Genomic DNA, 22,257 nt, shown 5'->3' on the forward strand with positions numbered 1-22,257 from the left:
GTGACATTTATGTTTTCCAGATGGAAATCCAAAAAAGAAGAGAAACATGCTGAAGCAAGTATTGAGATACCCGCTCCGGTCAGCGGGCAAGCCGTTCCGTTATCTGAAGTACCGGATGAGACATTTGCCGGCGGGCATATGGGTAAGGGAATTGCCATAGAACCGACCGAGGGCAGATTAATCGCTCCCTTTGACGGAACAATCGCCCATGTGGTCAAAACCAATCACGCACTTATCCTGGAGCATTCCTCCGGTCTGCAGCTCCTGATGCATATTGGGATCGATACGGTCAGCCTGAAGGGAAACGGCTTCATCAGCAGTATTGCTACCGGAGATGAAGTGAAAGCAGGCCAGACGCTGATTGAGTTCGATCTCGAGGCGATACGGACAGCGGGGTACCGAACCATTACACCAGTCATTGTGACCAGCAGCGAGGAGTACACCCCGGAAGTCAAATGCCATTACGGCGCAGTATTTGCGGGACAGAACAGTATTCTTACAGTGGTTTCAAAGCTATAAAAACATATACGTACTAATATGAAACCGGGAGATGATTTCATTATGTTAGCTTTTTTACAGAAGTTAGGGAAGTCTCTGATGCTACCAGTCGCTACATTGCCGGCGGCAGCGATTCTGCAAGGGCTTGGACTTCTCGATTATGAAAAGGATTTGCATCTGGGTAGCACAATAGGTGGATTCTTGAACCAATACGTTGCTCCATTCTTAAACGCAGGTGCTGGTGCGGTATTCGGCAATCTGGCCTTAATTTTTGCAATTGGTGTCGCCATTGGATTCGCCGGGGATGCCGTAGCTGCTTTATCCGCACTGATTGCTTATATGGTTCTTACCAAAATATTGTTGATCGTTCCGGGAACCTTTGGTTTCATTAGCGATGATGTTGTGTTGGATATGGGTGTGCTTGGCGGTATCTTTGCCGGAGCCTGGGCAGCATTCCTGTACAAGAAATATCATAATATCAAAATGCCGGATTGGCTGGGCTTCTTCGCAGGTAAACGTTTTGTTCCGATAATTACTGCGGCTTCGACTATGGTGCTGGCTGTTTTCATTGGTATGATCTGGAGTCCGGTACAGGATGTCATCAGTGAATTCGGAAATTGGGTAGTAGGCCTTGGTGCAATTGGCTCATTTGTATTCGGAACCGCAAACCGTCTGCTTGTTCCGATTGGCCTTCATCATGTCATTAACACTATTGCATGGTTCCAGCTCGGTGATTATACGAACGCAGCCGGCGAGGTCGTCCATGGAGATGTTTGGCGCTTCCTGGCTGGGGATAAAAGTGCAGGGATGTTCACCACCGGTTTCTTCCCGATTATGATGTTCGCTTTGCCGGGTGCGGCGCTTGCCTTCATCCATACTGCAAAACCGGAAAAGAAAAAAATGGTGGCATCGATTTTCATTGGTTCTGCTATTGCCTCAATACTTACAGGTATCACTGAACCGCTTGAATTCTCGTTCATGTTTGTGGCACCACTTCTGTACCTCGTGCATGCGCTTCTCACCGGTGTGTCTATGGCTGTGATGTACATCCTGGATGTACGGTTGGGCTTCAGCTTCTCCGCAGGTCTAATTGATTATCTGACCAATTTGAAGATTTCAACGAATGCATGGGTTCTGTTCCCTGTAGGGCTGGCATTCTTCTTACTATATTATGTATTGTTCCGCTTTGTCATCGTGAAGTTCAATCTCAAAACACCAGGCCGTGAAGATGATACAGATGATGAAATGATTGACCTAGGCAAAGGTACAACAACCGCATCAGCTTCTTCCCGGGCTGCTAAGATTCTGGAGAATATCGGCGGTCCTGCGAACATCCGCAGCATCGATGCCTGTATTACCCGTCTGCGACTTAACGTTAACGATGACAAGGCGGTTAAGGACTCTGCACTTAAACAGCTTGGCGCTTCCGGTGTAATGAGACTGGGGCAAGGGGCTGTACAGATTGTATTCGGACCGCAGTCCGAGCAGATTAAGGATGATATCAAAAAGCTGATGTAACTCTGCAGCGTAATAGTTATTCCGAAGCGGACATCTTGGATGTCTGCTTTTTTTTATGCAAACTATTGCAATATACATAATACGAGTATAATACTTGGTATAAAGAAATTAAGGAGTCGGTACACATGTCAATCGATGATTTTCTGGATCTTCTAAATTACGCCATAGCAATTAACGATGAACAGTGGCAGGCTGATCTCCTGGATCGCTTGAAGAACTATAAAGAGCTTGCGGAAGCACAGAAACAAGTGGATAGCGTAAGAGAGCTTTGGTCGCGGTTCGATCACATTAACTTCATGCTGCTGCAGTTATTCGATAAGCTGAGAGATCATGAGGATGATGAGGGTAGCGACCGGTGGAAAGAGCAGATTTGGGAGCTGAAGATGGAGCGGATTACCGTAGCCAAACAGATTCAGGATCGGTATATCAAGATCAGATAGGCCAGGCAAGGGATATTCGGAGATATAATAAGGTAGAAGATACAGAAATATAAATAAAAAATAGACATAAAAAATGGCATGCAGTTAGTCTGCTCTGCCATGATATGCGAATATACTGTTAGAGTGAATTTAGCGGATTCACTTCAACAACTTGCGGTCACTTACTTGGACATTTGCATTCCTTCACGCATCATGGTCATACACATGGTCATCATTTCATCGCATTCCTGCATTTTCTTCATCATCATGTCCATATCCATGTCCATCATGCCCATTTCGGTCATTTTTTCCATGCACATCTTCATGTTCTTCATCTTGCACATCATGTCCTCCATACACATGTTCATCATCATTTCCATACACATCTTTTCCATCGTTAGCTCCACCTCTCAATTTATAATAGCTTACACTTTTAAAATTACTATATTTTACCGTTCAGAGCAACCTGTCTATACTAAATTGGTACGTTTTTTCTTTGATTTTTGTCACATTTATGGATATTCTGACCTTGCGGATGGTAATTATCTGAATACTTAACATGGACATGTAGGGTACGGGTAGTGCCTATTTAATTGAATATACATCGAACTTAAGGCCCCACTTTGTGGGGTTATTTTGCGTATCGGCAGCTCTTATGGTAAGAATGGGATGAATATTTGAAACGGGAATGATACAAATATGCTTCAGCCTTCGTCTTACTTATAGCTGCAGCGGATAAGGAGGATTACCTGATGGACATTCCGGAATCAGACAACTTTAAATCGATTTTTTATACACATTATCCAATCGTGCGCCGAAAGCTGTCCGCGCTTGTAAGGGATGAGAGTGCAGCCGATGATTTGGCGCAGGAGGTATTTCTGAGACTGTACAGAAATCCGCCGGATGATCCCGAAGCTCTGGGAGCCTGGCTGCATAGAGTGCTTACACGGATCGGATACGATTACCTGAACAAGCAAGTGCGGGAGCGAAGACTGATTAATAAACAGGAGTTAATGTACGATACAGATGCCTCAGCCCCTACGGGGGAAGAAGTAGTGTTGGGCAAGCTGGACCAGGAAGATGTGCGGAGCTGGCTGGACGGGCTTCCCGAGCGGGACCGGCAGGCTCTGCTGCTTAAGTATTCGGGTTACAGCTATGCAGAGATCGCCGGAGAGCTCGGAGTGAAACCGCCGGTAGTAGGCACGCTGTTAAGCAGGGCTACCGCCAAATTGAAACAGCATGCGGTGAAGTCGCTTCCGCAAGAATAAGATCATCCGGGAGGAATGAAGCAATGAACAATAGAGCAAACGGGAATTCTCAGCCCGTGGGAACAGACGAGGCATGGGCTAAATTGCAGGAGAAGCTCGGACAAGAACCGGTAAATCCGGTTTGGGCCGAATGGGGCAAGCAGGAGGCAGCATTAGCGGCTCAAACAGAGGAAACTGTTATAACGGATTCTGCGGCAAGCGGAATCAATTCTATATCTTCAGTAAGAGCAAGAGAAAATACAGGTTCAGAGCTTCCGCAGAATTCCATCAGCAAATCACGCAGACCAGTGCTGAGCCGCAGCCGTAAGTGGGCTGCTGCCGCTGCAGGGGTTGCCATCTTCGCCGCTATTCTGGCTACTCCAGTAGGCAATACCGCCATGGCTGCTATCCTCAACCAGTTCCGGATGCAGGATGTAGCTGTAGTGGAAGAGAGCGATCTGCGCGATATGTTCTATCAGGTGAGCGGGGAAGGGAATTTCCACAAGACGATGAATTCCTTTGGCACTTTCACATTCGCTAACGGATCTGTCGAGGGCAAGCTCCCGGTTGGGGAAATACAAGGAGTGCTGGGATATGAACCTCTGAAGGGCCAAGATATGACTGGCATGAAGACTGTAGAGGTGAGTCCGTCCCGTGATATTACCCTTACGCTGAACGTGGATGAAGTGAATCAGGCGTTGAAGCGTGTAGGCTCGAACGATCTGTTGCCGGAGTCTGTGGACGGAAAACCGCTTACACTGCATTTGCCCGAAATTGTGAATTATGACCTGTCTCCAGATCCGGAGCATTGGGCTACTCTGTCACAGATGAATACACCTGTAGTTACTGTTGATCCTTCTATAGATATAGATGAAGCGTTGGATGCCGTAGTTAACTTTCCGCTAATTCCCGATTATCTGAGAAGTGACCTGCAGAAGAGCCGGATTCTGTCAGGCGATATTCCGATGCCGCTGATAAAGGGCAGCAATGATGAACAGATTACGGTGGCCGACACTTCTGTTATTCTTACCGAAATGAAGTTCAGCAGTGGCTATAGCTATTCTGCGGTCTGGGTCCAGGATGGTCAGATGCTCCAGCTTACTGGCGGAGATGTCTATCCAGACAGGGATCAATTCATTCAGAAAGTACAGGAGTTGATCACACAATGAGCAGCGTACCTGCAATTGATGCTAACGCCCTGACCAAAGAGTATACTAATGGACGCGGTTGCCGGGATGTTACCATCACTGTGGGGAAAGGGGAAGCCTTCGGCTTCCTCGGCCCCAACGGTGCAGGCAAGAGCACCTTCGTCAAAATGCTGGTGGGACTCATCTCGCCAACAGGCGGGAATGCTTCCATCCTGGGTCACCCGCTCGGTTCTCTTGAAGCCAAAGCCAAGATTGGATATTTGCCGGAGCTATACCGTTATCAGGAGTGGCTGACCGGAGAAGAGGTAGTCAGACTGCATGCCAAGCTATGCCGGATCGAGAAGACTCTGGCGGATAGAAGGATCCCACAGCTGCTGCAGGAAGTAGGCATTGGTCAGCGCGGGAAGGACAGGGTCAAGCATTATTCCAAGGGAATGCAGCAGCGGCTGGGACTGGCTTGTGCGCTGGTCAATGAGCCGGAAATTATTTTTCTTGATGAACCCTCCTCTGCTCTTGATCCAATCGGGAGAATGGAAGTACGGATGATTCTGGAGCGGCTGAAGGAGAGGGGGATCACGATATTTCTCAACTCCCATTTGCTTGAGGATGTTGAAGTGCTGTGCGACCGGATGGCCCTGCTTAATAACGGGGCGGTCCTGCGGCACGGCAAAGTATCAGAGATCCTGAGCAAGCGGACCAGCTGGCATTTCAAAGTGGGCGGGTATACGCCTTTTTTGCTGTCCTGGCTGAATGAGCATACAGGGCTTAACATCCGGCAGACGGCCGCTGGAGCCGGAAAAACCGGGCAAGAGCCGGAATTAGGCAGCAGTGTCGTATGGCTGGAAGCAGAGCTGGACAACGAGGAGCAGGCGGGCTGGCTGAACGGGCTGATTGTGGAGCAGGGGATGACTCTATATGAAGTAACCCGCAAACAAGAACGGCTGGAAGAGTGGTTCATGGATGCCGTATCCGGACTTAGCCATAGGGGGGAGAGCGAATGAATACCATACTTGAAATGACATGGAAGGAAATGCTGCGCAAAAAGGTGATGCTGCTGACTCTGCTGCTCACGTTTGTCTTTCTGATCGCCTTCTGGTTTGTGGCCGATACGGTTGGAAAGAATGACCCCGGGGCGGGGTCCGTACATAACGGGAGCGAGCTGTTCACACGATTTACGAACGGCGCTTTTATTCTTAGTCTGGGATACTTTTTCGGCGCCTTTGTAATCGCCTTTCTGGCGATCTTCAGCTCGTTCTCGGTAATTGCCGGGGAAGCGGAACAAGGAGTCATGCAGGCATTGCTGCCCCGGCCGCTGCCCCGCTGGAAATGGTATCTTGGCCGCTGGCTCGGTTTCGTGACACTGGGTGCAGTATATGCCTTCATTCTATTTCTGGCTATCCTGCTGATCACAAATGTCCATGCGAGTGTACCCAGAGATCCGGCAGCACTAGTGAAGTCATTTCTGCTGTTTGCTTCTGTGGTTCCATTGTTAATCTCCGTATCCATGCTGGGCTCAGGGATTTTCTCGGCGCTGGGTAACGGTGTGTTCATGACGATGCTCTATGGGGCAGGGTTTCTGGGAGGAATGCTTGATAAGCTAAGCGGTTCGCTGCGGCTGGAGAACGACGCGCTGAATGTGCTCCATAATCTGACCGGAATCATGTCGATGCTGATGCCGGCAGATGCCTTGCAGCGCAGAATGACCGCCGAGCTGTTCAGTCTGAAGGATATCAGCGGCCTGGTTTCCCTAAGTAACGGCGGACTCAGCATCATTAATATCACCGCGTACCCGTCAGTGTCATTCATCGTATATGCTGTGTGTTATACCGTAATTGTATTTGCGATAGGAATTCTGCATTTTCAGCGCAAGGATTTATAAGACAAACAAACAGCGCCCTCAAAGTTTCCTGGTTAAGGAACCTTCAGGGGCGCTGCTTCGCATGCAGGCCGGCAATCATTTGGTCACGCCAATCTCAATCCAATCCGTGGACCAGTTACCGATTTCACCAAGAATGGGAGCCAGTGCCGTGCCTTTGTCGGTTAACGAATATTCAATACGCACAGGCATTTCAGGATATACCGTACGCTGAATGATGCCTTCGTTCTCCATTTCCTTCAGCCGGTCGGATAATACTTTGCCGCTTAGATTGGATAAGCAATGCTCGATTTCCCCGAATCTCCGCGGACCATCCATCAGTACGAATACGATCAGAGCAACCCACCGTTTACTAAGCACATCGACCGCTTTCTCGAAGCGTGGACACATTTCGAAATTGTTCATTAGCATCACCTCAACATTCATTATATCATAAACTTACAATAAGTAATCATTAATATTTAAATATATATTATAACTTGACGAACTTATATTACAATGATAAACTAACTTACAAATAGTTACTAGTGCAAAAAATGAATATTAAAATTTTACGAACCAGGCATAGGCTATTACGCATTTTCGGGAGAAAAGTTGCTTGGGCTATGCTATCAAAACTAAGTGTATGCTTCCGAAGCAAGTTTTGCGAAACGGAAACGAAGAAGCTAATGCTATCAAAACTTTTAGGACGGTGCACTCATGATCAAACCCGATATCCTTTCCATATTACAGAACAAAATCAAACGGATCTCAATGGAAGATTCCACGAATATACTGGTTGGTCCCATTACCTTACCTGTGAACCTGGACGGGGAGACCGTTACCTTCAAATGGTACAGCTGGCTGAAAGTGACGGATGAAGAGCTTCAGCAAGCGGAAGGTAAAGAGGCTACAGAGCTGCTCATCAGCCGGTTGTCTTCGATGAACCTTGCGGATGGACAACAGTCGAGCGTTCTTGTCTATGGGGATTTCGAGAACTCCGACGAAGCGCTGATCCGGATGCACAGCATCTGCCATACCGGCGATATTTTTGGCAGCAAACGCTGCGATTGCGGCTTCCAGCTGCACACATCGATGAAGATGATTGCCCAGCATGGTTCCGGTGCCCTCTTTTACCTGGCTAATCATGAGGGACGAGGCATCGGCCTGTTCAGCAAAGCCATGGCTTATATTTTGCAGGAAGAAGGATATGATACTGTTGAAGCTAATCTGGAGCTGGGTTTTGCCGATGATTCCAGAGATTACAGTGACGCGATCAGCGTGCTTCAGTCCCTGCGCAACAAACCGGTGACCCTTATCACCAATAATCCGAAGAAGATGGAAGCTCTGAGAGCTGCCGGAATGAACACGGTCAAAAGAGTACCGCTATGGGGCGATGTCTCGGTCTTCAACGAAAAGTATCTGCGTACCAAAGTAGCCCGCTCGGGACATCTGGAGGCTGTGCAGAGCGCGGATTTTTTTGAGGGCAGAGTAGCTAAATAAGCCGGCCGTACTCTGGCAGAGCAGAATGGTAAGGGAAATAGGTAGTACTTTTGGATTCATTCTATTATAATGGGGTACTGAACCCAATACTTAGCTTAGTGAGGTAACCTATGAATGCTATTCAAGTGCAGGACTTGCGCAAGACATTTAAAGTCCAAAAAAACCGCGAGGGCCTCAAAGGGGCCTTCGCTGATTTGTTTAAACGGCAATATTCCGAAGTGACCGCAGTGAAGGACATTTCGTTCAGTATTCCGGAAGGCGAAATATGCGGATACATCGGGGAGAACGGGGCCGGCAAATCGACCACGATTAAGATGCTCACCGGGATTCTCGTACCTACCGCCGGCAGTCTGTCTGTAGGCGGCTTCGTGCCGTATGCGGAACGGGAGAAGTTCGTACAGAATATCGGAGTCGTATTCGGACAGCGCAGCCAGCTCTGGTGGGATATCGGTGTCATCGAATCGTTCCAGCTGTTGCGCAAGGTATACCGGGTCTCCGAGCAGGATTTCAAAAAACGGCTGGATGAGCTCGTCGAGCGCCTGGAGCTGCAGGAGCTGCTGAACCGTCCGGTACGCAAGCTCAGTCTCGGACAGCGGATGCGCTGTGAGCTGGTCGCTGCGCTGCTGCACAACCCGTCAATTCTGTTTCTGGATGAGCCGACGATCGGCCTTGATATTGTCGTGAAGTCGGAGATTCGTGAGTTCCTCAAGGATATGAACCGTGAGCATGGTACAACCATTCTGCTGACGACGCATGATCTGCAGGATATTGAAGCTCTCTGCTCGCGGGTAATCATGCTGGATGACGGGCGGATTATCTATGACGGGGGTCTGGAGGATCTCAAGCAGCGGTGGGGAACCGGACGCGAGGTGCAGTTTCAGTTCGGTACTGCGACGAAGCTGCAGCAGCTGGTTCAGTGGACAGAGGGGATGCCGGTTACCTGGACCGCCGAGAATGAGCTGGGTGCCAAGGTATGGATTCCGCTCGAGCTGAATGTATCGGATGTACTGGGCCGGGTGGTTGGACAGGCAGATATTACAGACATCAAAATCATTGAGACGAACACGGACGATATTGTCCGCAGTATTTATCAGTCAGGTTCGGCAGAGAAACCGGAAGAGATGATAGCAGCACTCCGAGATGAGAAAGAGGTCATCCATGTCTGAGCAGCTTAATGGTGCAGTTGCCTCCTCCGGAGGCTCTTCAGGCGGTTCTGGAGAGAACGGACGCAGGCTGCTGCTCGGCGCTTATTTCGATTTCATCCGCATCCGCTTCCTGACGATGCTGGCCTACCGGATCAATTACTATTCAGGAATTCTGATCTACACGCTGAATATCGGGGTTAACTATTTCACCTGGAAAGCTATATATGGCAACGGGGAGTCGCTAGGCGGCTTTACCGGAGCGCAGATGACTACGTATGTGGCCGTCTCATGGATGGCCCGGGCGTTCTATTTCAATAACCTGGACAGGGAGATTTCTACCGATATCCGTGACGGCAGCATCGCGATTCAGTTCATCCGCCCTTATAACTATGTTCTGGTCAAAATGATGCAGGGACTTGGCGAAGGCCTGTTCCGCTTCATGATGCTGATGATTCCGGGCATGGTGATTGCCATTCTGCTGTTTCCGGTGCAGCTGCCGACAGAACCATCCGCCTGGATCGGTTTCCTGGTGATGCTCTTCTTCAGCTTCCTGATCAGCTCACAGATTAATATCATAACGGGGCTCTCTGCATTCTTCGTCGAGAATAATGAGGGGATGATGCGCATGAAGCGTGTTATCGTTGACCTGTTTTCCGGCCTGATCGTCCCGATTACGCTGTTTCCGGGCTGGTTAGCGTCCATTCTCAAGGTTCTGCCCTTTCAGGCCATCACGTATCTGCCGGGTTCCGTATTCACGGGCCGTGTGCAGGGAGTGGGCATTTGGAATGTGCTGGGCATCCAGGTGATCTGGTTCCTGGTCCTGCTGGTTCCGATTGTCTGGCTATATCACGCAGCGCGCCAGCGGCTGTTCGTGCAGGGAGGTTGAGCCGGAATGTACTATTTGGGCTTGTTAATTGAATATCTGAAAAATTATATGAAGACAAGGTTAACCTACCGTGCTGATTTCTGGGTGGAGGTGGTTTCCGATCTGCTCTTCCAGGCAACGAACTTTATCTTCATTCTGGTCATTTTCATGCATACCGACAGCCTGGGCGGCTGGAATCAGAACGAAGTGGTGTTCGTCTACGGCTTCTTCATGGTGCCGTTCGGCGTGTTCAGCTGCTTCGTGAATATGTGGGGCTTCAGTGAGCGTTATATCGTCAAAGGCGAGATGGACCGTATTCTGACCCGTCCGGCGCATAACCTGTTCCAGATCTTCCTGGAGAATGTGGACCCGCCGTCACTTGTGGGTTCCTTCATCGGACTGATTGTTATGGCCATCAGCGGCAGCAATCTGGGCTTGCCGTTCGAATGGTGGACCATTCCGATGCTGATTATCCTGACACTCAGTGCGGTAGCAATCTATACCGGCATCTATACGACATTGACTTCACTGTCGTTCTACTCGGATGCGCCGACGGGTATTCTGCCGCTGATGTATAATATCCAGACCTACGGCCGTTATCCGGTTACGATCTACAACCGGGCGATTCAGGTGCTGCTAACCTGGATTATCCCGTTTGCCTTTGTCGGGATCTATCCGGCAGCCCTGTTCCTCCACCGTGATGAGATGAAGGGGATGGCGCTGCTGACCCCCGTTGTGGGTGCAGTGTTCCTCGGCATCGGCCTGATGGCCTGGAGCTATGGCGTTAAGCGGTACAAAGGTGCGGGGTCTTAAGGGATTCCGCAAAGAACATTATACAGGGTCGTCCAAGCAGCTATTCATTGGCTGGCGCGGACGGCCCTTTTTTGTGTAGGCGTGCCCAGAGGCACGCATTATCTAATTGGTGAAAGTCCAATCAAAGGAGGGGCCAAGCCACCTTTGTAGCTAGGATGCTTGCGCATGGCGAAATCTGTGTGTAAAAGCGCATCGACAAAAGTACGGGTCAGAGACCGGGCGAGCAACAACCCAGGCCGCAACATCAAGTGAATCCTGCCGCGTCGTCAAAAAGGCCCTGCGAAGGGGAAGAGAGGATGCCGAGTCTCGCTATACTGGACGAAGGCCAAGGAAACTGTACAGAACTTGGATCAGCAGTGAAGAATCCTCCGGCGTATAGGGAACGGCATGGGTTGAAAGATAATGCAGTGAACTGGGGAGACCCTCCCCCACACGGGATTTTTTTTTTAGGAACCCGTAAAGAGGCGCTCTATAAGTCCAGAAGACGAAATGAACCGTCTGTGGGAAGGGAGTCCGAGGGGCTCATAGTACCGAAGAACCTAAGGACAACATAACCTTAGGGAGGGAAGGAGCCCTGCTTTGTTTATGCTTTTGGAGGAGGTACGAGTGAGTGAATGCCAAACGGCTAACGACACCCAAGGAAAAAGTTCAAGAACTCCAAGAAAAGCTAGGTCAGGCGGCCAAGGAGAACAGTAAGCGTAAATTCCATGCGTTGTACGACAAAGTCTATCGGTGGGATGTGCTGTGCGAAGCCTGGAAACGGGTGAAAGCAAATAAGGGAGCGGCCGGAGTAGATGAGGTGACGCTTGCAGATATTGTGGAACAAGGAGAAACAAGGTTCCTCAAGGAATGCGAGCGAGCATTGAAAGAAGGCAATTACCATCCGCAGCCCGTACGACGGCACTATATCCCGAAGAAAGACGGGAAGCCAAGACCGCTGGGCATACCCACCGTGCGCGACCGAGTAGTGCAGATGGCAACGAAACTCGTGATTGAACCCATCTTCGAAGCAGACTTCGAAGATGTATCCTTCGGATTTCGCCCGAAACGAAGTGCAAAAGGAGCGCTAGATCGAATCCGGAAAGCCTGCAACCGCAAAGGGAATTGGGTAGTCGACGTCGATATCCAAGGCTACTTCGACAATATTAATCAGGAGAAGCTTATGAAATTGGTACAAATGCGTATTAATGACAGGCGGATCCTAAAGGTAATACGGAAGTGGTTACAGGCGGGAGTCATGGAAGAAGGAAACGTAAGGCGATCCGATTTAGGTACACCGCAAGGTGGCGTCATTTCACCGCTTCTGGCGAACATCTACTTGAACTATTTTGACCGACTGTGGGAGAAACACGGAAGTGGATTGGGAGAACTGACAAGGTATGCAGACGACTTTGTTGTGGTCTGTAAATCCAAAAAGGACGCCGAGCATGCCTATGAGCTCATAGGCAGAATCATGGAACGTCTGGAACTGACCTTACATCCAACCAAAACCCGTATTGTAGGCCTATGGACAGGAGACGAAGGGTTCGACTTCTTAGGGATGCACCACCGAAAAACGAAAGCAGAGACTTCTCAAGGGAAGGTGTACTACACCACGCAGCAGTGGCTAACAAAGAAGGCAGAGGAACGTATTCGAGGAGTGGTCAAAGAAAGATTAGCACCGCCGAGTATGCGCTCAAGATCATTCGTGGAGCATGTGGAATGGCTCAATCCAAAGATTCAAGGATGGAGAAATTACTATTACACGAACTACAGCCAGAAGAGGTTAGCCAAGCTTGACTGGTATATCTTGCAGAGATTCACACGGTGGTATGCGAAGAAGAGACAACGCGGGAGATGGATGAGTTCAGTTTCTGAAGTTAAGTATAGTGCCAAGCAATATGGACTAAAAACGCTGTTGTAATCTGCATGCCCATGAATGACAAACATCGGAAAGCCGTATGAGGGAAAACCTCACGTACGGTTTGATGAGGAGGGGCTGGTTTAAATCCAGCCCTTTACTCTAGAAAATACTATAACAATGCTCAAAAAATCCTACCTGTCCAATACATGAAAGCGCATAATAAGTGGTGAGAGTAAAGTAAGGATAAGGACAATTGCTGTAAAGGAGCAGAAGCGATGAACAATTATACTATAGGCGTCGATTTGGGCGGCACCAATATCAAAGCGGGATTGTTCGATGGGGATTTCAACGCAGTCGAGGAGCTGTCTCTGCCAACGGAAGCGGCGGCAGGACCGGCGCATGTGCTGGAGCGGATCAGATTGGCCGTTACACAGCTGACAGAGGGCAAGGGGATAGATCAGCAGCAGATCACCTGTATGGGGATGGGAATTCCCGGTCTGCTGGACCCGGAGGAAGGCCTGTCCATCTTTTCGCCTAACTTTCCCGGATGGGAACAAATACATATAGTGAATGCAATGAAACCCTTTTATGATTATCCGGTCTACATCGATAATGATGTGCGGGTTAACTTATATGGGGAATGGCAGCAGGGAGCCGGAAAAGGATGCCGTAACCTGGTGCTGCTCACACTTGGAACCGGACTGGGCTCAGGCATTGTCGATGACGGCAAGGTGTTGTACGGAACAACCTTCAGCGCTGGTGAAATCGGACATATGAATATGTACCGGCAGGGCCGGCCCTGCCGCTGCGGGAGCTCCGGCTGTCTCGGGAGGTATGTATCTGCTGTGGGTATGGTCAACACGTTCAAAGAGAAGCTGCTGGATGGCAGGAGCAGTCTGATTCAGACTTGGACGAATCAGGATGACGGACAAATTACCGCAAAAATGATTTCGGAGGCTTATGATCTCGGGGACCCGCTGGCGATTGAGGTCATGCATGAAACCGGAGAACTGCTGGGGTACGGTCTGGCTAATGTAATTAATCTGCTGAACCCGGAGCTGATCATTATTGGAGGCGGTATGGCTGCCGCAGGAGAACGGCTGCTGGGCAGCGTCCGCGGCACTGTAAATGCTCATGCGCTGAAGCTCTCAGGGAGCAAATGCAGGATCGTTCAAGCCGAACTGGGCAGCAGGGCGGGCACACTTGGCGCAGCAGTATATGCGGACCAGAGACTGAATGCTCTTAAATGATGATTGACCGGAACAATGATCGGCGAAGATTAACGTAAGGTGATGCAAAACTATTGAATCTCAATAATTCACCATATCTACATATTAAGGACCTTAAACGACAATAATCGTCAAATTATCCCAATGATGACAGCATATTCTTGGCTGTATACTAATAGCAGGTTAAGAATTCGGCAGCAGTTCTATATCCGGCAGTTCCTGAGGAAGCGGCATGTAACGGTTCTTCATAACTGCTAAACATCATCCCGGGCAGACTGAATAAACACTGAAGCTGGTGGCTGAAGGTATTCATACGCTCGATAAGGAGCCGGTAATGTTATGAATCTCGTAATCGGAGGCAATGGCGGTTTAGGCCATTCCATTACCCAAGAATTACTGTGGCGGGGGAAGCTGGTAACAGCGACCTATCATCGTTCTAATGAGGCACTAAGCAGACTGAGAGGACCTCTGCTGACTATGGCTTCACTGGATATACAAGATGAGAGGGCTCTTGCTGCTCTCCTGACAGGAGTGAAAACGGTCTACTTCTGTCTTAATGTGCCTTACCAGGACTGGTACACGATCATGCCCAAAGCGCTGGAACGGGTTACCGCGAAGCTGCATTCCGGGCAGACGCTGGTATTTCCCGGCAATGTCTACGGATACGGCAGATTCCAATACCTTCCCGCGGATGAGAACCATCCCAAGGCGGCTCTTACCCGTAAAGGAAAGCTCCGTAACCAGCTGGAAGAGCTGCTGAAGAAGCGGGCAGCGGAGAACGGCTTCCGCTATGTCATTCCGCGTTATCCCGACTACTATGGTCCCAACGTTACGAACAGGGTATTCGGACCGATATTCAACGGAGCGCTGCGGGCCAAAACCATCGCCTGGCCGGTCAGGCTGGATGTTTCCCATGATCTGGTCTATATCCGTGATGCGGCCAAAGCAGCCGTGCTGCTGGCGTATAGCGGGGAAGAAGGGGAATGGCATGTGTCGGGCTCCGGGGCGATTGAAGGCCGCCAGTTCCTGAATCTCATCCAGGATGAAGCAGACAGTCCAAGGAAATGCCGGACTCTCCCGGGCTGGGCCGTTGGTTTGGCAGGTATATTCGATAAAGAAGCTAAGGAATTCCATGAGCTGCTATACGAATACCAGTATCCGCTGGTGCTGAGCGAGAACAAATTCATGAAGCGGTTCCCGGAATATTCTCCAACCGCCTACAAGGATGCAGTCAAAGAAACCTTGGGCTGGTTCCGGGAGCAGCAGGAATAGACCGGAGAACCGATAGGAGGATTGGCCGTTCATGCATATCATTGCTGTATCACTCGGGACTGCTTTTTCGATTCCTGAGCTGCTGCCCCATGTGTCACCGGAGCGCCGGATGAGCAGCAGCCGGCTGAAACGTGAAGACGATGTTCGCAGGTCTCTTATCGGAGACATCCTTGCCCGGATGTTCGCCATGGATATGGAGGGAATGCGGAATGATGAGATCTGTTTTGACAAAGGGGTGTTTGGCAAACCCCGGCTGTCTGCTATGCGCGAACCGTGGGACTATAACCTCTCACATTCGGGAAAATGGGTAGCAGGTATCGTCAGCCGCAAGGGACAGCGGGTTGGAATCGACATTCAGAAGATGGCTGCCATAAATCCGGCGTTAGCCCGGTACAGCCTGTCCCCTGAAGAAATGGAGCAATACCAGAGCTTGAAATCAGAGGCTCAAATACGCTATTACTATGACCTGTGGACGCGGAAGGAGAGTTATCTGAAGATGGAGGGCATTGGCCTGACGGTTCCGATCCGTTCGGTATTCTCTGAGCAGTATGCTTTGAAATATGAGCAGTCTGTGCTTAGTGACCGGCTGCCCGATCATGCGTTCAGGCAATATCCGGTAGATCCGGGCTACGTGCTGACCGCTTGTTCAACAGATTTCCGCTTTCCTGATCAGTATTTGGTGGTCCGGGCTAAGGATCTAGCCGAAGTGTTTCTGCGGCGCTGCCGGCTGCAGGAGGAGCAATCCGCTTCAGAGCCTGACGGACTCACCGTCTTGTAGGGAAGAGGGCACCTGCCAGCCGGTATTAGATATGAGGGCACAGAATGTCCTTACACTGAGCAACACTTACATATAGCAGCGGTGCCATGACTGGCAACCGCTGCTTTTTTGGCGAGTATTACTATTCAGGGCATAGGTTCTAGGTCCAGGAATTGTACGCGGTCCGGGGTAGCATGATATGCTGTAGATATTGAAGCACACAGGAGGGTAATGATGAAACGAGACATTCAGCATGTGCCTTATGGTTATGAACCCCCAGCCGGTGAACGCAAAGGGACCTTAATCTTCTATGATTCATTCGAGCATATCTCGGATATGGATTTGATGAAGGCGGCTGAGACAGCGATAGAGCGCAAATTCACCAAGCTGGTGCTGTATCCGCTGCATGAAGAAACCGTGAGACGGATGACGAAGGAGCCGGTGCAGGTTTTATATAAACGGGAGGACCGGCTGCATGAGTGGAAAAGAGATCAGGGGCGCTCTTTCATTACCGTGGAAAGTCTGGAGGGGAAACGCAAGAAATACACCCCGCTTGATTCTGCGCTGCGCCATATCAGCGAGGTCTATTCCGCACCTTACTTTCTCTATCTGACTCCGGAGATGGCTAATCTGTTCGCTTCCTATTCCTCATTCGAGGAATGGATCGTCAAGCTGCGTTTGCTGTTGTCAGAAGCGCCCGCACAACTGCATCCGCGGCTGGAGAAATTCCGTCACCGCTGGGATGTGGCTGGTGAAGGCCGCTAGGCAAATAGTTGTATACCTAAACCCGTGGGAGGGTGATGAGCATGAATGAGGCCTATCAACTCGATGTCAGATTGCAGCCCAATGAGACGCTTGCGCTGATCAAAGAGGGAATGACGCAGGAGTCGGAGCTGTTGTACGAGGAGCTGAATGATCTCGGTGAAGGCAAGATGATCGGAACGCTGGTCTATGAGCGGTATTATTTCCGGTCCGGTAATCAGGCGGCGCTGGTGATTCTAGTGGATAATCTGAAGGGCAGAAGTAATGTCCGGCTTATTCCGGCGGGAGGATCCAACGGGTTGATCCTTAAGCTCGATTGGGGCGCCGGCAAAAGCTTCGCTTCTTCAGTGGAGCGAATTCTGGCGGATTATATTGTGGAATAACCGGGGATGTTAAGGAGAAGGAGCTTGGAGGCCAGCATAGGTCTGGCAGCATACTGCTGCTGCTGTGGCTTACTGGCCTTGTAAGATACACCGTACGGGCAGACTCCTGCTTATTTGTGGAGGGCTGCCTGTTTGCGTCTATAGGTATACATTCTCCACTGGTAGTGGATGAAGCACCCGATGCAGAAGCCGAGGATAGCTACTGTGGCTGCTACCGCAACCATGATCGTGAAGATATAAGCCGCAACGGTCCAGCCGGCTAGGAAGCTGACCAGCCCTGCAGTCAGGCAGAAGACGGCAATGCTCTGGTTGAACTGCTGCTGTTCCCAGTCTTCCAGTACATAGGCGGAGCGCTCCTTAGTCAGGAAGTTCGCCGCAACCTTGATAACCGGATTATATCCGAAGATTAGGCCAGACAGTCCTGCGGCAAGCGGCAGGGCAAGAATCCAGTAAGCTCCCGTAAACAGTGACAATAATACAGAAATTACGATAAAAGCCTGATTAGTTCTGACTAACGGCCGGGGAATTCCCTTAATGATTGAAGGCTCACTCATTTAAATCACACCTTTCGCATTGGAATAATTAAATTATAACCAATGATCCGCAATGTGGCAATCGGTAAGCGTAAACATTAAAATTTGAAATTATTATCCATTGACAGCCGGAGCCCACTCGTGGTTTTATTATGTAGACCAATTGTTATAAAAGTGCAGAAACATCTATAAAGGAAGTGTCCGGCTTGTCAAACAAGCATAATGCACGTGAAGCTATTCTGGATACGGCTTCAAGATTGTTTTTCACACAGGGCTATCATGCAACCGGACTAAATCAGATCATCAAGGACAGCGATTCGCCCAAAGGATCATTGTATTATTATTTTCCTCACGGCAAAGAAGAGCTGGTGTTGACCTGTATTAACCGGACAAGTGAAATGGTCTCCCAAAATTTGCGGCATTATGTAGAGAGTGAAGACTCACCTGCTCAGGCAGTGCAGAATTTCATTCTGTCTATGGCGAGGGAAGCGGAGGAATCGTCTTTTGAAGGATTGGTGCCGTTCAGCTTCTGGGTAGCCGTGGAGACTTCCTGTGTCAGCAATGAGCTGCGAACCGCTTGTCAATGTGTGTTCAAGGATTGGCAGGATGTGATCGCCCAGCGTCTGATGAAGGATGGCATGCAGGAGGAAGCTGCTGTGGGAAAAGCGACTGTTGTGGTCTCCTTGTTTGAAGGTGCGCTGCTCCTGGCGTTAACCTGCCGAAATGTCCAGCCGCTGGTTGCGGCAGCAGAGAGTATTCCGGCAATACTGGCTTAAGGTTTCATAGTACCATCGCAAGACTGCAACACAGTAACAAATAGAGAGAGAACAAACAGATTATCAGGAGGATATGAGAGTGAACGCAACTATGACTGGTAAGGGGCACACAGAGCCCCGCAAATTTAAGACCCTTCCAATTCTCGTCTCCTTATTGCTTGCCGGATTTATCGGCATGTTCAGTGAGACCGCATTAAATGTAGCCTTAAGTGATCTTATGAATGTATTACAAATTACTCCGACCACAGCGCAGTGGCTGACTACAGCTTACCTGCTGACGCTGGGGATTCTGGTTCCGATCTCCGGGCTGCTCCTGCAGTGGTTCACGACCAGACAGCTGTTCATTGCTGCGCTATGCTTCTCGATTGCGGGAACATTCCTGGCTGCAATGGCGCCGAACTTCGAATTCCTGCTTACAGCGCGTGTGGTTCAGGCGATGGGAACTGCACTTCTTTTGCCGCTGATGTTCAATACGATCCTGATTATTATCCCTGCTGAGAAAAGAGGCGCGGCGATGGGGCTCATCGGCCTCGTCATCATGGTAGCTCCAGCGATCGGCCCTACTATTGCCGGCTTGCTTATTGAGAGTCTGAGCTGGCACTGGATCTTCTGGCTGTCCCTGCCGTTCCTTGTGATCGCGCTGTTCAGCGGAATTTTCTTCATGCAGAACGTCACAGAAGTGACCAAGCCGAAGATTGATATCCTCTCGATTGTATTATCCTCACTTGGTTTCGGCGGTGTTGTGTATGGATTCAGCAGCGCCGGTGAAGCGGAAGGCTGGGGAAGTCCGAAGGTGATTATCGCCATTGCTATTGGTGTAATTGCGCTCGTTCTATTCTGCATCCGGCAGTTGACGATGAAGCAGCCGATGATTAATCTGCGTGCCTTCAAATTCCCGATGTTCGTGGTCGGTGTACTGATGGTCTTCATTTGCATGATGGTGATTCTGTCTTCGATGCTGATTCTTCCAATGTACCTGCAGCAGGGACAAGGCTATACAGCGTTCAAAGCAGGATTACTGCTGCTGCCGGGCGGAATTATCAACGGACTGATGTCACCAGTGATGGGACGCCTGTTCGATAAATACGGTCCGAAATGGCTCGTTATTCCAGGACTTGTGCTCGTTGCTGTCTCGCTGTGGTTCTTCTCGAGTATTACAGCAACTTCTACCGTTATCTTCGTAATTGTACTTCACAGCGTGCTGATGATCGGAATCTCGATGATTATGATGCCTGCCCAGACGAACGGGATCAATCAGCTTCCGCTGGAATACTATCCTGACGGTACAGCGATCATGAATACTCTGCAGCAGGTTGCAGGGGCAATTGGTACGGCTCTGGCAGTAAGCATTATGACCTCCGGTACCAAGAGCTACATGAAGACTGTAACTGATCCTGGTGATCCGCTGAATATTGGCGCTGCATTTACCCATGGGGTACAGAATGCGTTCATCTTCGGCATGGTGATGGCCATTATCGGTCTGGTTGTTGCTTTCTTCCTCAAACGTGTTATTGTCTCGCACAAAACACAGGCTTCCATGCACTAATCTCATTAATTGACTGCAAGCACATCCGTAATCCGGGTGTGCTTTTTTGCTATGTGCAATATGGAGCTTACAGAGCATTCATTGTATAAAATCCTGCCCTAAATACAACATTTCCCTCATGATATCGCTCCTAATTCATATTTGTTGTAAAAAAGGCAACATTTCTCCTACTCCAAACGGATTATTTGGACAATTCTTGTATTTCGTACAACAATCCTCTCTGGCGCCCGGGTATCTGGGGATCAAAGTTGTAAAACGTACAACATAAATGCCCAAGAGGCTGCTTATCTGCAAGTGCAAGTATTATCGGGTTACTTGTCTGCCAGCGTTAACTGTTACTCATACGCAAGTTAACGGATTACTCATATGGCTGACGTGGAGACAATCTCTGGACATCAACTGGGAATTAAAGTATATTAAGCATAGATTAACGATGTATCGACGGACAGCCATTCGGACGGGAGGGAATGCCGATGAAAGTCAGTAAAGAAATGCTGAAGGGCAGCACGGGGACCTTGATTCTCACTCTGCTGCTCGATAAGCCGTTATACGGCTACGAACTGATTAAAGAGCTGGAGCAGCGCTCGCAGGGGGTATTTTCCCTGAAGGAGGGCACGCTCTATCCAATACTCCATGCGATGGAGAGCGAACGCTGGGTAGAGGCGTATTGGCTTGAGGTAGAAGGGCGCAAACGCAAATATTACCGGCTGCTGGATGAAGGCAAGGCGAAGCTGCAGGAGAAGAGAGCAGAATGGAATCTTTTCAAAGGCGCGGTGGATTCGGTACTGGGGGAGGGCGGCGCATGATGGAGCAGTGGAAGAAGCTGGACAACTATCTGGACAGGGTGTGTGCAGAGGTTAGAGCCAAAGGGATGCACAGGGAGATAAGGGAGGAACTCAGCGGGCACTTCCAGGACTTGATGCTGGAGCGGCAGCAGCTTGGTGCAACTGAAGAAGAAGCACAGCAATATGCTATCGCGCAAATGGGTGATCCGCAGGTGGTCGGCCGGGATCTGCACAGAATCCATAAACCGCGGATTCCGTGGGGACTGCTCACCGCAGTAATGATGTTGTCAGCTGTGAGTCTGCTGGGGATGGGGGCTATAGAAGCCGGAACCTCCTTCAACCCGGCCCTATCTGATCTGACGATGCGCCAGACGGTGTATATCATCCTTGGGATCGCCGTTATGACAGGAATGTACTTCGTCAATTTCAAGCTGCTTCAGAAAGCATCAGTAATTATATATCTCGCAGCATTAATGGCTATCGTTGCCAGCCTATTGCTGGGTCCTGAATTAATCAATGGGAATAGACGCTATGTTGGTTTTATGGGCTTTTATTTTGATCTGGTTGGATACAGTCCTTATATATTTGTTGTCGCTCTGACAGGAATATGGACCAGCCACAGCTTTGTGCTGAAATGGAGCGGACGGACCAGGGAATTCGCGGAGTTCGCCTTACTGCTGCTGCCTGCGGTGATCTATGCGGCGATCCGGTCTTTACCGGAGCTGGTGGTTTATTTGGCAGTATCGCTGACGCTATATGTATGGATAACACGGCGCTGGATTACAGCCGGATTAATGGCTATAACATTTGTGTCGGGCGGAGCCATCTATGTTTGGAATAATTTGAACTTGCGTGACAGGGTCATCGGAGCGATAAATCATAATTACATGCTTAATGGCCCGGGTTACCTCAACCGCAGAATTCACGAGACCATTACATCCGCAGGCTGGAGAGGGTATGGCTTCGGAGGTGCGGAAGAAGGACTGCCGTATGCGTATTCGGATCTTTTTCCGGTATTTCTGGTTCAATGCTTCGGCTGGGCCGGGGGCTTGCTCTTCATCGCGGCAGTGTGCTGGTTCGTTCTCAAAATGATTTCCTATACCCGCGCTGTACGCGATACCTACGGGCGGATGCTTATCCTTGCTCTGGCCCTTATGCTAGCCATCCGCTTAGCTTATGGTCTATCGATCCTCAGCGGAAGAATGCCAATTACAGCTATACCGTTCCCATTCCTCAGCTACGGACAGCATGTCTTCATTGAATTCGCCGCTGTCGGGCTGCTGATGGGTGTCTACCGGCGGAAGGATATGCTCCCTGCGGACACAAGCCTAGACTTAACTATGGACGCCTAGTGCGGCTG

At 49.8% G+C, this 22,257-nt stretch carries 24 protein-coding genes; 21 read left to right on the forward strand and 3 right to left on the reverse strand.

Features of this window, described 5'->3' with window-relative positions:
• Positions 1–9 precede the first annotated feature (9 nt).
• The 3 genes from P40081_RS16545 to P40081_RS16555 all read left to right on the forward strand — a co-directional run bounded on the left by P40081_RS16545 (position 10) and on the right by P40081_RS16555 (position 2,456).
• Entirely contained in the window at positions 10–519 is a 510-nt protein-coding gene (locus P40081_RS16545) for a PTS sugar transporter subunit IIA (protein WP_042136942.1), read from the forward strand.
• 42 nt (positions 520–561) lie between these two features.
• Positions 562–2,016 (forward strand): PTS transporter subunit EIIC, encoded by a 1,455-nt coding sequence (locus tag P40081_RS16550; RefSeq protein ID WP_042136943.1) that lies wholly within the window; start codon positions 562–564, stop codon positions 2,014–2,016.
• 125 nt (positions 2,017–2,141) lie between these two features.
• Positions 2,142–2,456 (forward strand): hypothetical protein, encoded by a 315-nt coding sequence (locus tag P40081_RS16555; protein WP_042136944.1) that lies wholly within the window; start codon positions 2,142–2,144, stop codon positions 2,454–2,456.
• Positions 2,457–2,617: 161 nt separating this feature from the next.
• Here P40081_RS16555 and P40081_RS16560 read toward each other — a convergent pair whose 3' ends face one another.
• On the reverse strand, positions 2,618–2,830 hold the full coding sequence (locus P40081_RS16560; RefSeq protein WP_039292850.1) for a hypothetical protein: 213 nt from the start codon (positions 2,828–2,830) through the stop codon (positions 2,618–2,620).
• A gap of 357 nt (positions 2,831–3,187) precedes the next feature.
• On the opposite strand from P40081_RS16560, the gene P40081_RS16565 reads away from it, so the two are divergent.
• The 4 genes from P40081_RS16565 to P40081_RS16580 are packed head-to-tail and all read left to right on the forward strand — an operon-like array spanning position 3,188 to position 6,709.
• Positions 3,188–3,703: a sigma-70 family RNA polymerase sigma factor gene (locus tag P40081_RS16565; RefSeq protein WP_042136946.1), complete on the forward strand. Its 516-nt coding sequence runs from the start codon at positions 3,188–3,190 to the stop codon at positions 3,701–3,703.
• A gap of 23 nt (positions 3,704–3,726) precedes the next feature.
• Positions 3,727–4,851, forward strand: a complete 1,125-nt coding sequence (locus P40081_RS16570; RefSeq protein WP_042136948.1) for a hypothetical protein — start codon at positions 3,727–3,729, stop codon at positions 4,849–4,851.
• On the forward strand, positions 4,848–5,831 hold the full coding sequence (locus tag P40081_RS16575) for an ABC transporter ATP-binding protein (protein ID WP_042136950.1): 984 nt from the start codon (positions 4,848–4,850) through the stop codon (positions 5,829–5,831). Before P40081_RS16570 ends, P40081_RS16575 begins: the two co-directional genes overlap by 4 nt.
• On the forward strand, positions 5,828–6,709 hold the full coding sequence (locus P40081_RS16580) for an ABC transporter permease (RefSeq protein ID WP_042136952.1): 882 nt from the start codon (positions 5,828–5,830) through the stop codon (positions 6,707–6,709). The genes P40081_RS16575 and P40081_RS16580 overlap by 4 nt, the downstream gene beginning before the upstream one ends.
• Positions 6,710–6,784: 75 nt before the next feature.
• Here P40081_RS16580 and P40081_RS16585 read toward each other — a convergent pair whose 3' ends face one another.
• The gene (locus P40081_RS16585; protein ID WP_039292833.1) at positions 6,785–7,111 is read right to left on the reverse strand and encodes a catDE operon transcriptional regulator CatR; all 327 of its coding nucleotides are present in this window, start codon (positions 7,109–7,111) and stop codon (positions 6,785–6,787) included.
• A gap of 294 nt (positions 7,112–7,405) precedes the next feature.
• On the opposite strand from P40081_RS16585, the gene P40081_RS16590 reads away from it, so the two are divergent.
• From P40081_RS16590 to P40081_RS16640, 10 genes are all read left to right on the forward strand, one after another.
• A complete protein-coding gene (locus P40081_RS16590) occupies positions 7,406–8,188 on the forward strand; it encodes a GTP cyclohydrolase II (RefSeq protein WP_042136953.1) in 783 nt (260 codons plus the stop codon).
• A gap of 110 nt (positions 8,189–8,298) precedes the next feature.
• A complete protein-coding gene (locus tag P40081_RS16595) occupies positions 8,299–9,354 on the forward strand; it encodes an ABC transporter ATP-binding protein (protein WP_042136955.1) in 1,056 nt (351 codons plus the stop codon).
• 70 nt (positions 9,355–9,424) lie between these two features.
• The gene (locus P40081_RS16600; protein ID WP_042141150.1) at positions 9,425–10,219 is read left to right on the forward strand and encodes an ABC transporter permease; all 795 of its coding nucleotides are present in this window, start codon (positions 9,425–9,427) and stop codon (positions 10,217–10,219) included.
• 6 nt (positions 10,220–10,225) lie between these two features.
• Entirely contained in the window at positions 10,226–11,011 is a 786-nt protein-coding gene (locus P40081_RS16605) for an ABC transporter permease (RefSeq protein ID WP_039292825.1), read from the forward strand.
• A 610-nt stretch (positions 11,012–11,621) separates the two neighbouring features.
• The gene (ltrA, locus tag P40081_RS16615) at positions 11,622–12,914 is read left to right on the forward strand and encodes a group II intron reverse transcriptase/maturase (protein WP_042132671.1); all 1,293 of its coding nucleotides are present in this window, start codon (positions 11,622–11,624) and stop codon (positions 12,912–12,914) included.
• 215 nt (positions 12,915–13,129) lie between these two features.
• Positions 13,130–14,104, forward strand: a complete 975-nt coding sequence (locus tag P40081_RS16620; protein ID WP_042136957.1) for an ROK family protein — start codon at positions 13,130–13,132, stop codon at positions 14,102–14,104.
• Positions 14,105–14,422: 318 nt separating this feature from the next.
• The gene (locus tag P40081_RS16625) at positions 14,423–15,355 is read left to right on the forward strand and encodes an NAD-dependent epimerase/dehydratase family protein (protein WP_042136959.1); all 933 of its coding nucleotides are present in this window, start codon (positions 14,423–14,425) and stop codon (positions 15,353–15,355) included.
• Positions 15,356–15,386: 31 nt separating this feature from the next.
• Positions 15,387–16,133: a 4'-phosphopantetheinyl transferase family protein gene (locus P40081_RS16630; protein ID WP_042136961.1), complete on the forward strand. Its 747-nt coding sequence runs from the start codon at positions 15,387–15,389 to the stop codon at positions 16,131–16,133.
• A 213-nt stretch (positions 16,134–16,346) separates the two neighbouring features.
• Complete coding sequence (locus tag P40081_RS16635; RefSeq protein WP_042136963.1) at positions 16,347–16,877, forward strand: hypothetical protein; 531 nt, start codon at positions 16,347–16,349, stop codon at positions 16,875–16,877.
• 41 nt (positions 16,878–16,918) lie between these two features.
• Positions 16,919–17,257 (forward strand): DUF6054 family protein, encoded by a 339-nt coding sequence (locus tag P40081_RS16640; protein WP_042136964.1) that lies wholly within the window; start codon positions 16,919–16,921, stop codon positions 17,255–17,257.
• Between the two features lie 110 nt (positions 17,258–17,367).
• On the opposite strand, the gene P40081_RS16645 is transcribed toward P40081_RS16640, so the two are convergent.
• Positions 17,368–17,811 carry a DUF4395 domain-containing protein gene (locus P40081_RS16645; RefSeq protein ID WP_042136966.1) on the reverse strand — a complete coding sequence of 148 codons (444 nt, stop codon included), beginning with the start codon at positions 17,809–17,811 and terminating at the stop codon, positions 17,368–17,370.
• 185 nt (positions 17,812–17,996) lie between these two features.
• Here P40081_RS16645 and P40081_RS16650 point away from each other — a divergent pair, with 185 nt between their 5' ends.
• The 4 genes from P40081_RS16650 (at position 17,997) to P40081_RS16665 (ending at position 22,249) form a co-directional block, all read left to right on the forward strand.
• Complete coding sequence (locus P40081_RS16650; RefSeq protein WP_042136969.1) at positions 17,997–18,566, forward strand: TetR/AcrR family transcriptional regulator; 570 nt, start codon at positions 17,997–17,999, stop codon at positions 18,564–18,566.
• Between the two features lie 91 nt (positions 18,567–18,657).
• Positions 18,658–20,112, forward strand: a complete 1,455-nt coding sequence (locus P40081_RS16655) for a DHA2 family efflux MFS transporter permease subunit (RefSeq protein WP_042141151.1) — start codon at positions 18,658–18,660, stop codon at positions 20,110–20,112.
• A 473-nt stretch (positions 20,113–20,585) separates the two neighbouring features.
• A complete protein-coding gene (locus tag P40081_RS16660; RefSeq protein WP_039292805.1) occupies positions 20,586–20,918 on the forward strand; it encodes a PadR family transcriptional regulator in 333 nt (110 codons plus the stop codon).
• Positions 20,915–22,249 (forward strand): FtsW/RodA/SpoVE family cell cycle protein, encoded by a 1,335-nt coding sequence (locus P40081_RS16665; RefSeq protein ID WP_042136970.1) that lies wholly within the window; start codon positions 20,915–20,917, stop codon positions 22,247–22,249. The genes P40081_RS16660 and P40081_RS16665 overlap by 4 nt, the downstream gene beginning before the upstream one ends.
• Positions 22,250–22,257 lie beyond the last annotated feature (8 nt).

The sequence above is a fragment of the Paenibacillus sp. FSL P4-0081 genome (assembly GCF_000758565.1).
Lineage (GTDB): Bacteria > Bacillota > Bacilli > Paenibacillales > Paenibacillaceae > Paenibacillus_AQ > Paenibacillus_AQ phytohabitans.

Coding starts and splice junctions, on each gene's coding strand:
- P40081_RS16545 (WP_042136942.1), top strand. CDS start 10: ATGTTTTCCAGATGGAAATCCAAAAAAGAAGAGAAACATGCTGAAGCA.
- P40081_RS16550 (WP_042136943.1), top strand. CDS start 562: ATGTTAGCTTTTTTACAGAAGTTAGGGAAGTCTCTGATGCTACCAGTC.
- P40081_RS16555 (WP_042136944.1), top strand. CDS start 2,142: ATGTCAATCGATGATTTTCTGGATCTTCTAAATTACGCCATAGCAATT.
- P40081_RS16560 (WP_039292850.1), bottom strand. CDS start 2,830: ATGGAAAAGATGTGTATGGAAATGATGATGAACATGTGTATGGAGGAC.
- P40081_RS16565 (WP_042136946.1), top strand. CDS start 3,188: ATGGACATTCCGGAATCAGACAACTTTAAATCGATTTTTTATACACAT.
- P40081_RS16570 (WP_042136948.1), top strand. CDS start 3,727: ATGAACAATAGAGCAAACGGGAATTCTCAGCCCGTGGGAACAGACGAG.
- P40081_RS16575 (WP_042136950.1), top strand. CDS start 4,848: ATGAGCAGCGTACCTGCAATTGATGCTAACGCCCTGACCAAAGAGTAT.
- P40081_RS16580 (WP_042136952.1), top strand. CDS start 5,828: ATGAATACCATACTTGAAATGACATGGAAGGAAATGCTGCGCAAAAAG.
- P40081_RS16585 (WP_039292833.1), bottom strand. CDS start 7,111: ATGAACAATTTCGAAATGTGTCCACGCTTCGAGAAAGCGGTCGATGTG.
- P40081_RS16590 (WP_042136953.1), top strand. CDS start 7,406: ATGATCAAACCCGATATCCTTTCCATATTACAGAACAAAATCAAACGG.
- P40081_RS16595 (WP_042136955.1), top strand. CDS start 8,299: ATGAATGCTATTCAAGTGCAGGACTTGCGCAAGACATTTAAAGTCCAA.
- P40081_RS16605 (WP_039292825.1), top strand. CDS start 10,226: ATGTACTATTTGGGCTTGTTAATTGAATATCTGAAAAATTATATGAAG.
- P40081_RS16620 (WP_042136957.1), top strand. CDS start 13,130: ATGAACAATTATACTATAGGCGTCGATTTGGGCGGCACCAATATCAAA.
- P40081_RS16625 (WP_042136959.1), top strand. CDS start 14,423: ATGAATCTCGTAATCGGAGGCAATGGCGGTTTAGGCCATTCCATTACC.
- P40081_RS16630 (WP_042136961.1), top strand. CDS start 15,387: ATGCATATCATTGCTGTATCACTCGGGACTGCTTTTTCGATTCCTGAG.
- P40081_RS16635 (WP_042136963.1), top strand. CDS start 16,347: ATGAAACGAGACATTCAGCATGTGCCTTATGGTTATGAACCCCCAGCC.
- P40081_RS16640 (WP_042136964.1), top strand. CDS start 16,919: ATGAATGAGGCCTATCAACTCGATGTCAGATTGCAGCCCAATGAGACG.
- P40081_RS16645 (WP_042136966.1), bottom strand. CDS start 17,811: ATGAGTGAGCCTTCAATCATTAAGGGAATTCCCCGGCCGTTAGTCAGA.
- P40081_RS16655 (WP_042141151.1), top strand. CDS start 18,658: ATGACTGGTAAGGGGCACACAGAGCCCCGCAAATTTAAGACCCTTCCA.
- P40081_RS16660 (WP_039292805.1), top strand. CDS start 20,586: ATGAAAGTCAGTAAAGAAATGCTGAAGGGCAGCACGGGGACCTTGATT.
- P40081_RS16665 (WP_042136970.1), top strand. CDS start 20,915: ATGATGGAGCAGTGGAAGAAGCTGGACAACTATCTGGACAGGGTGTGT.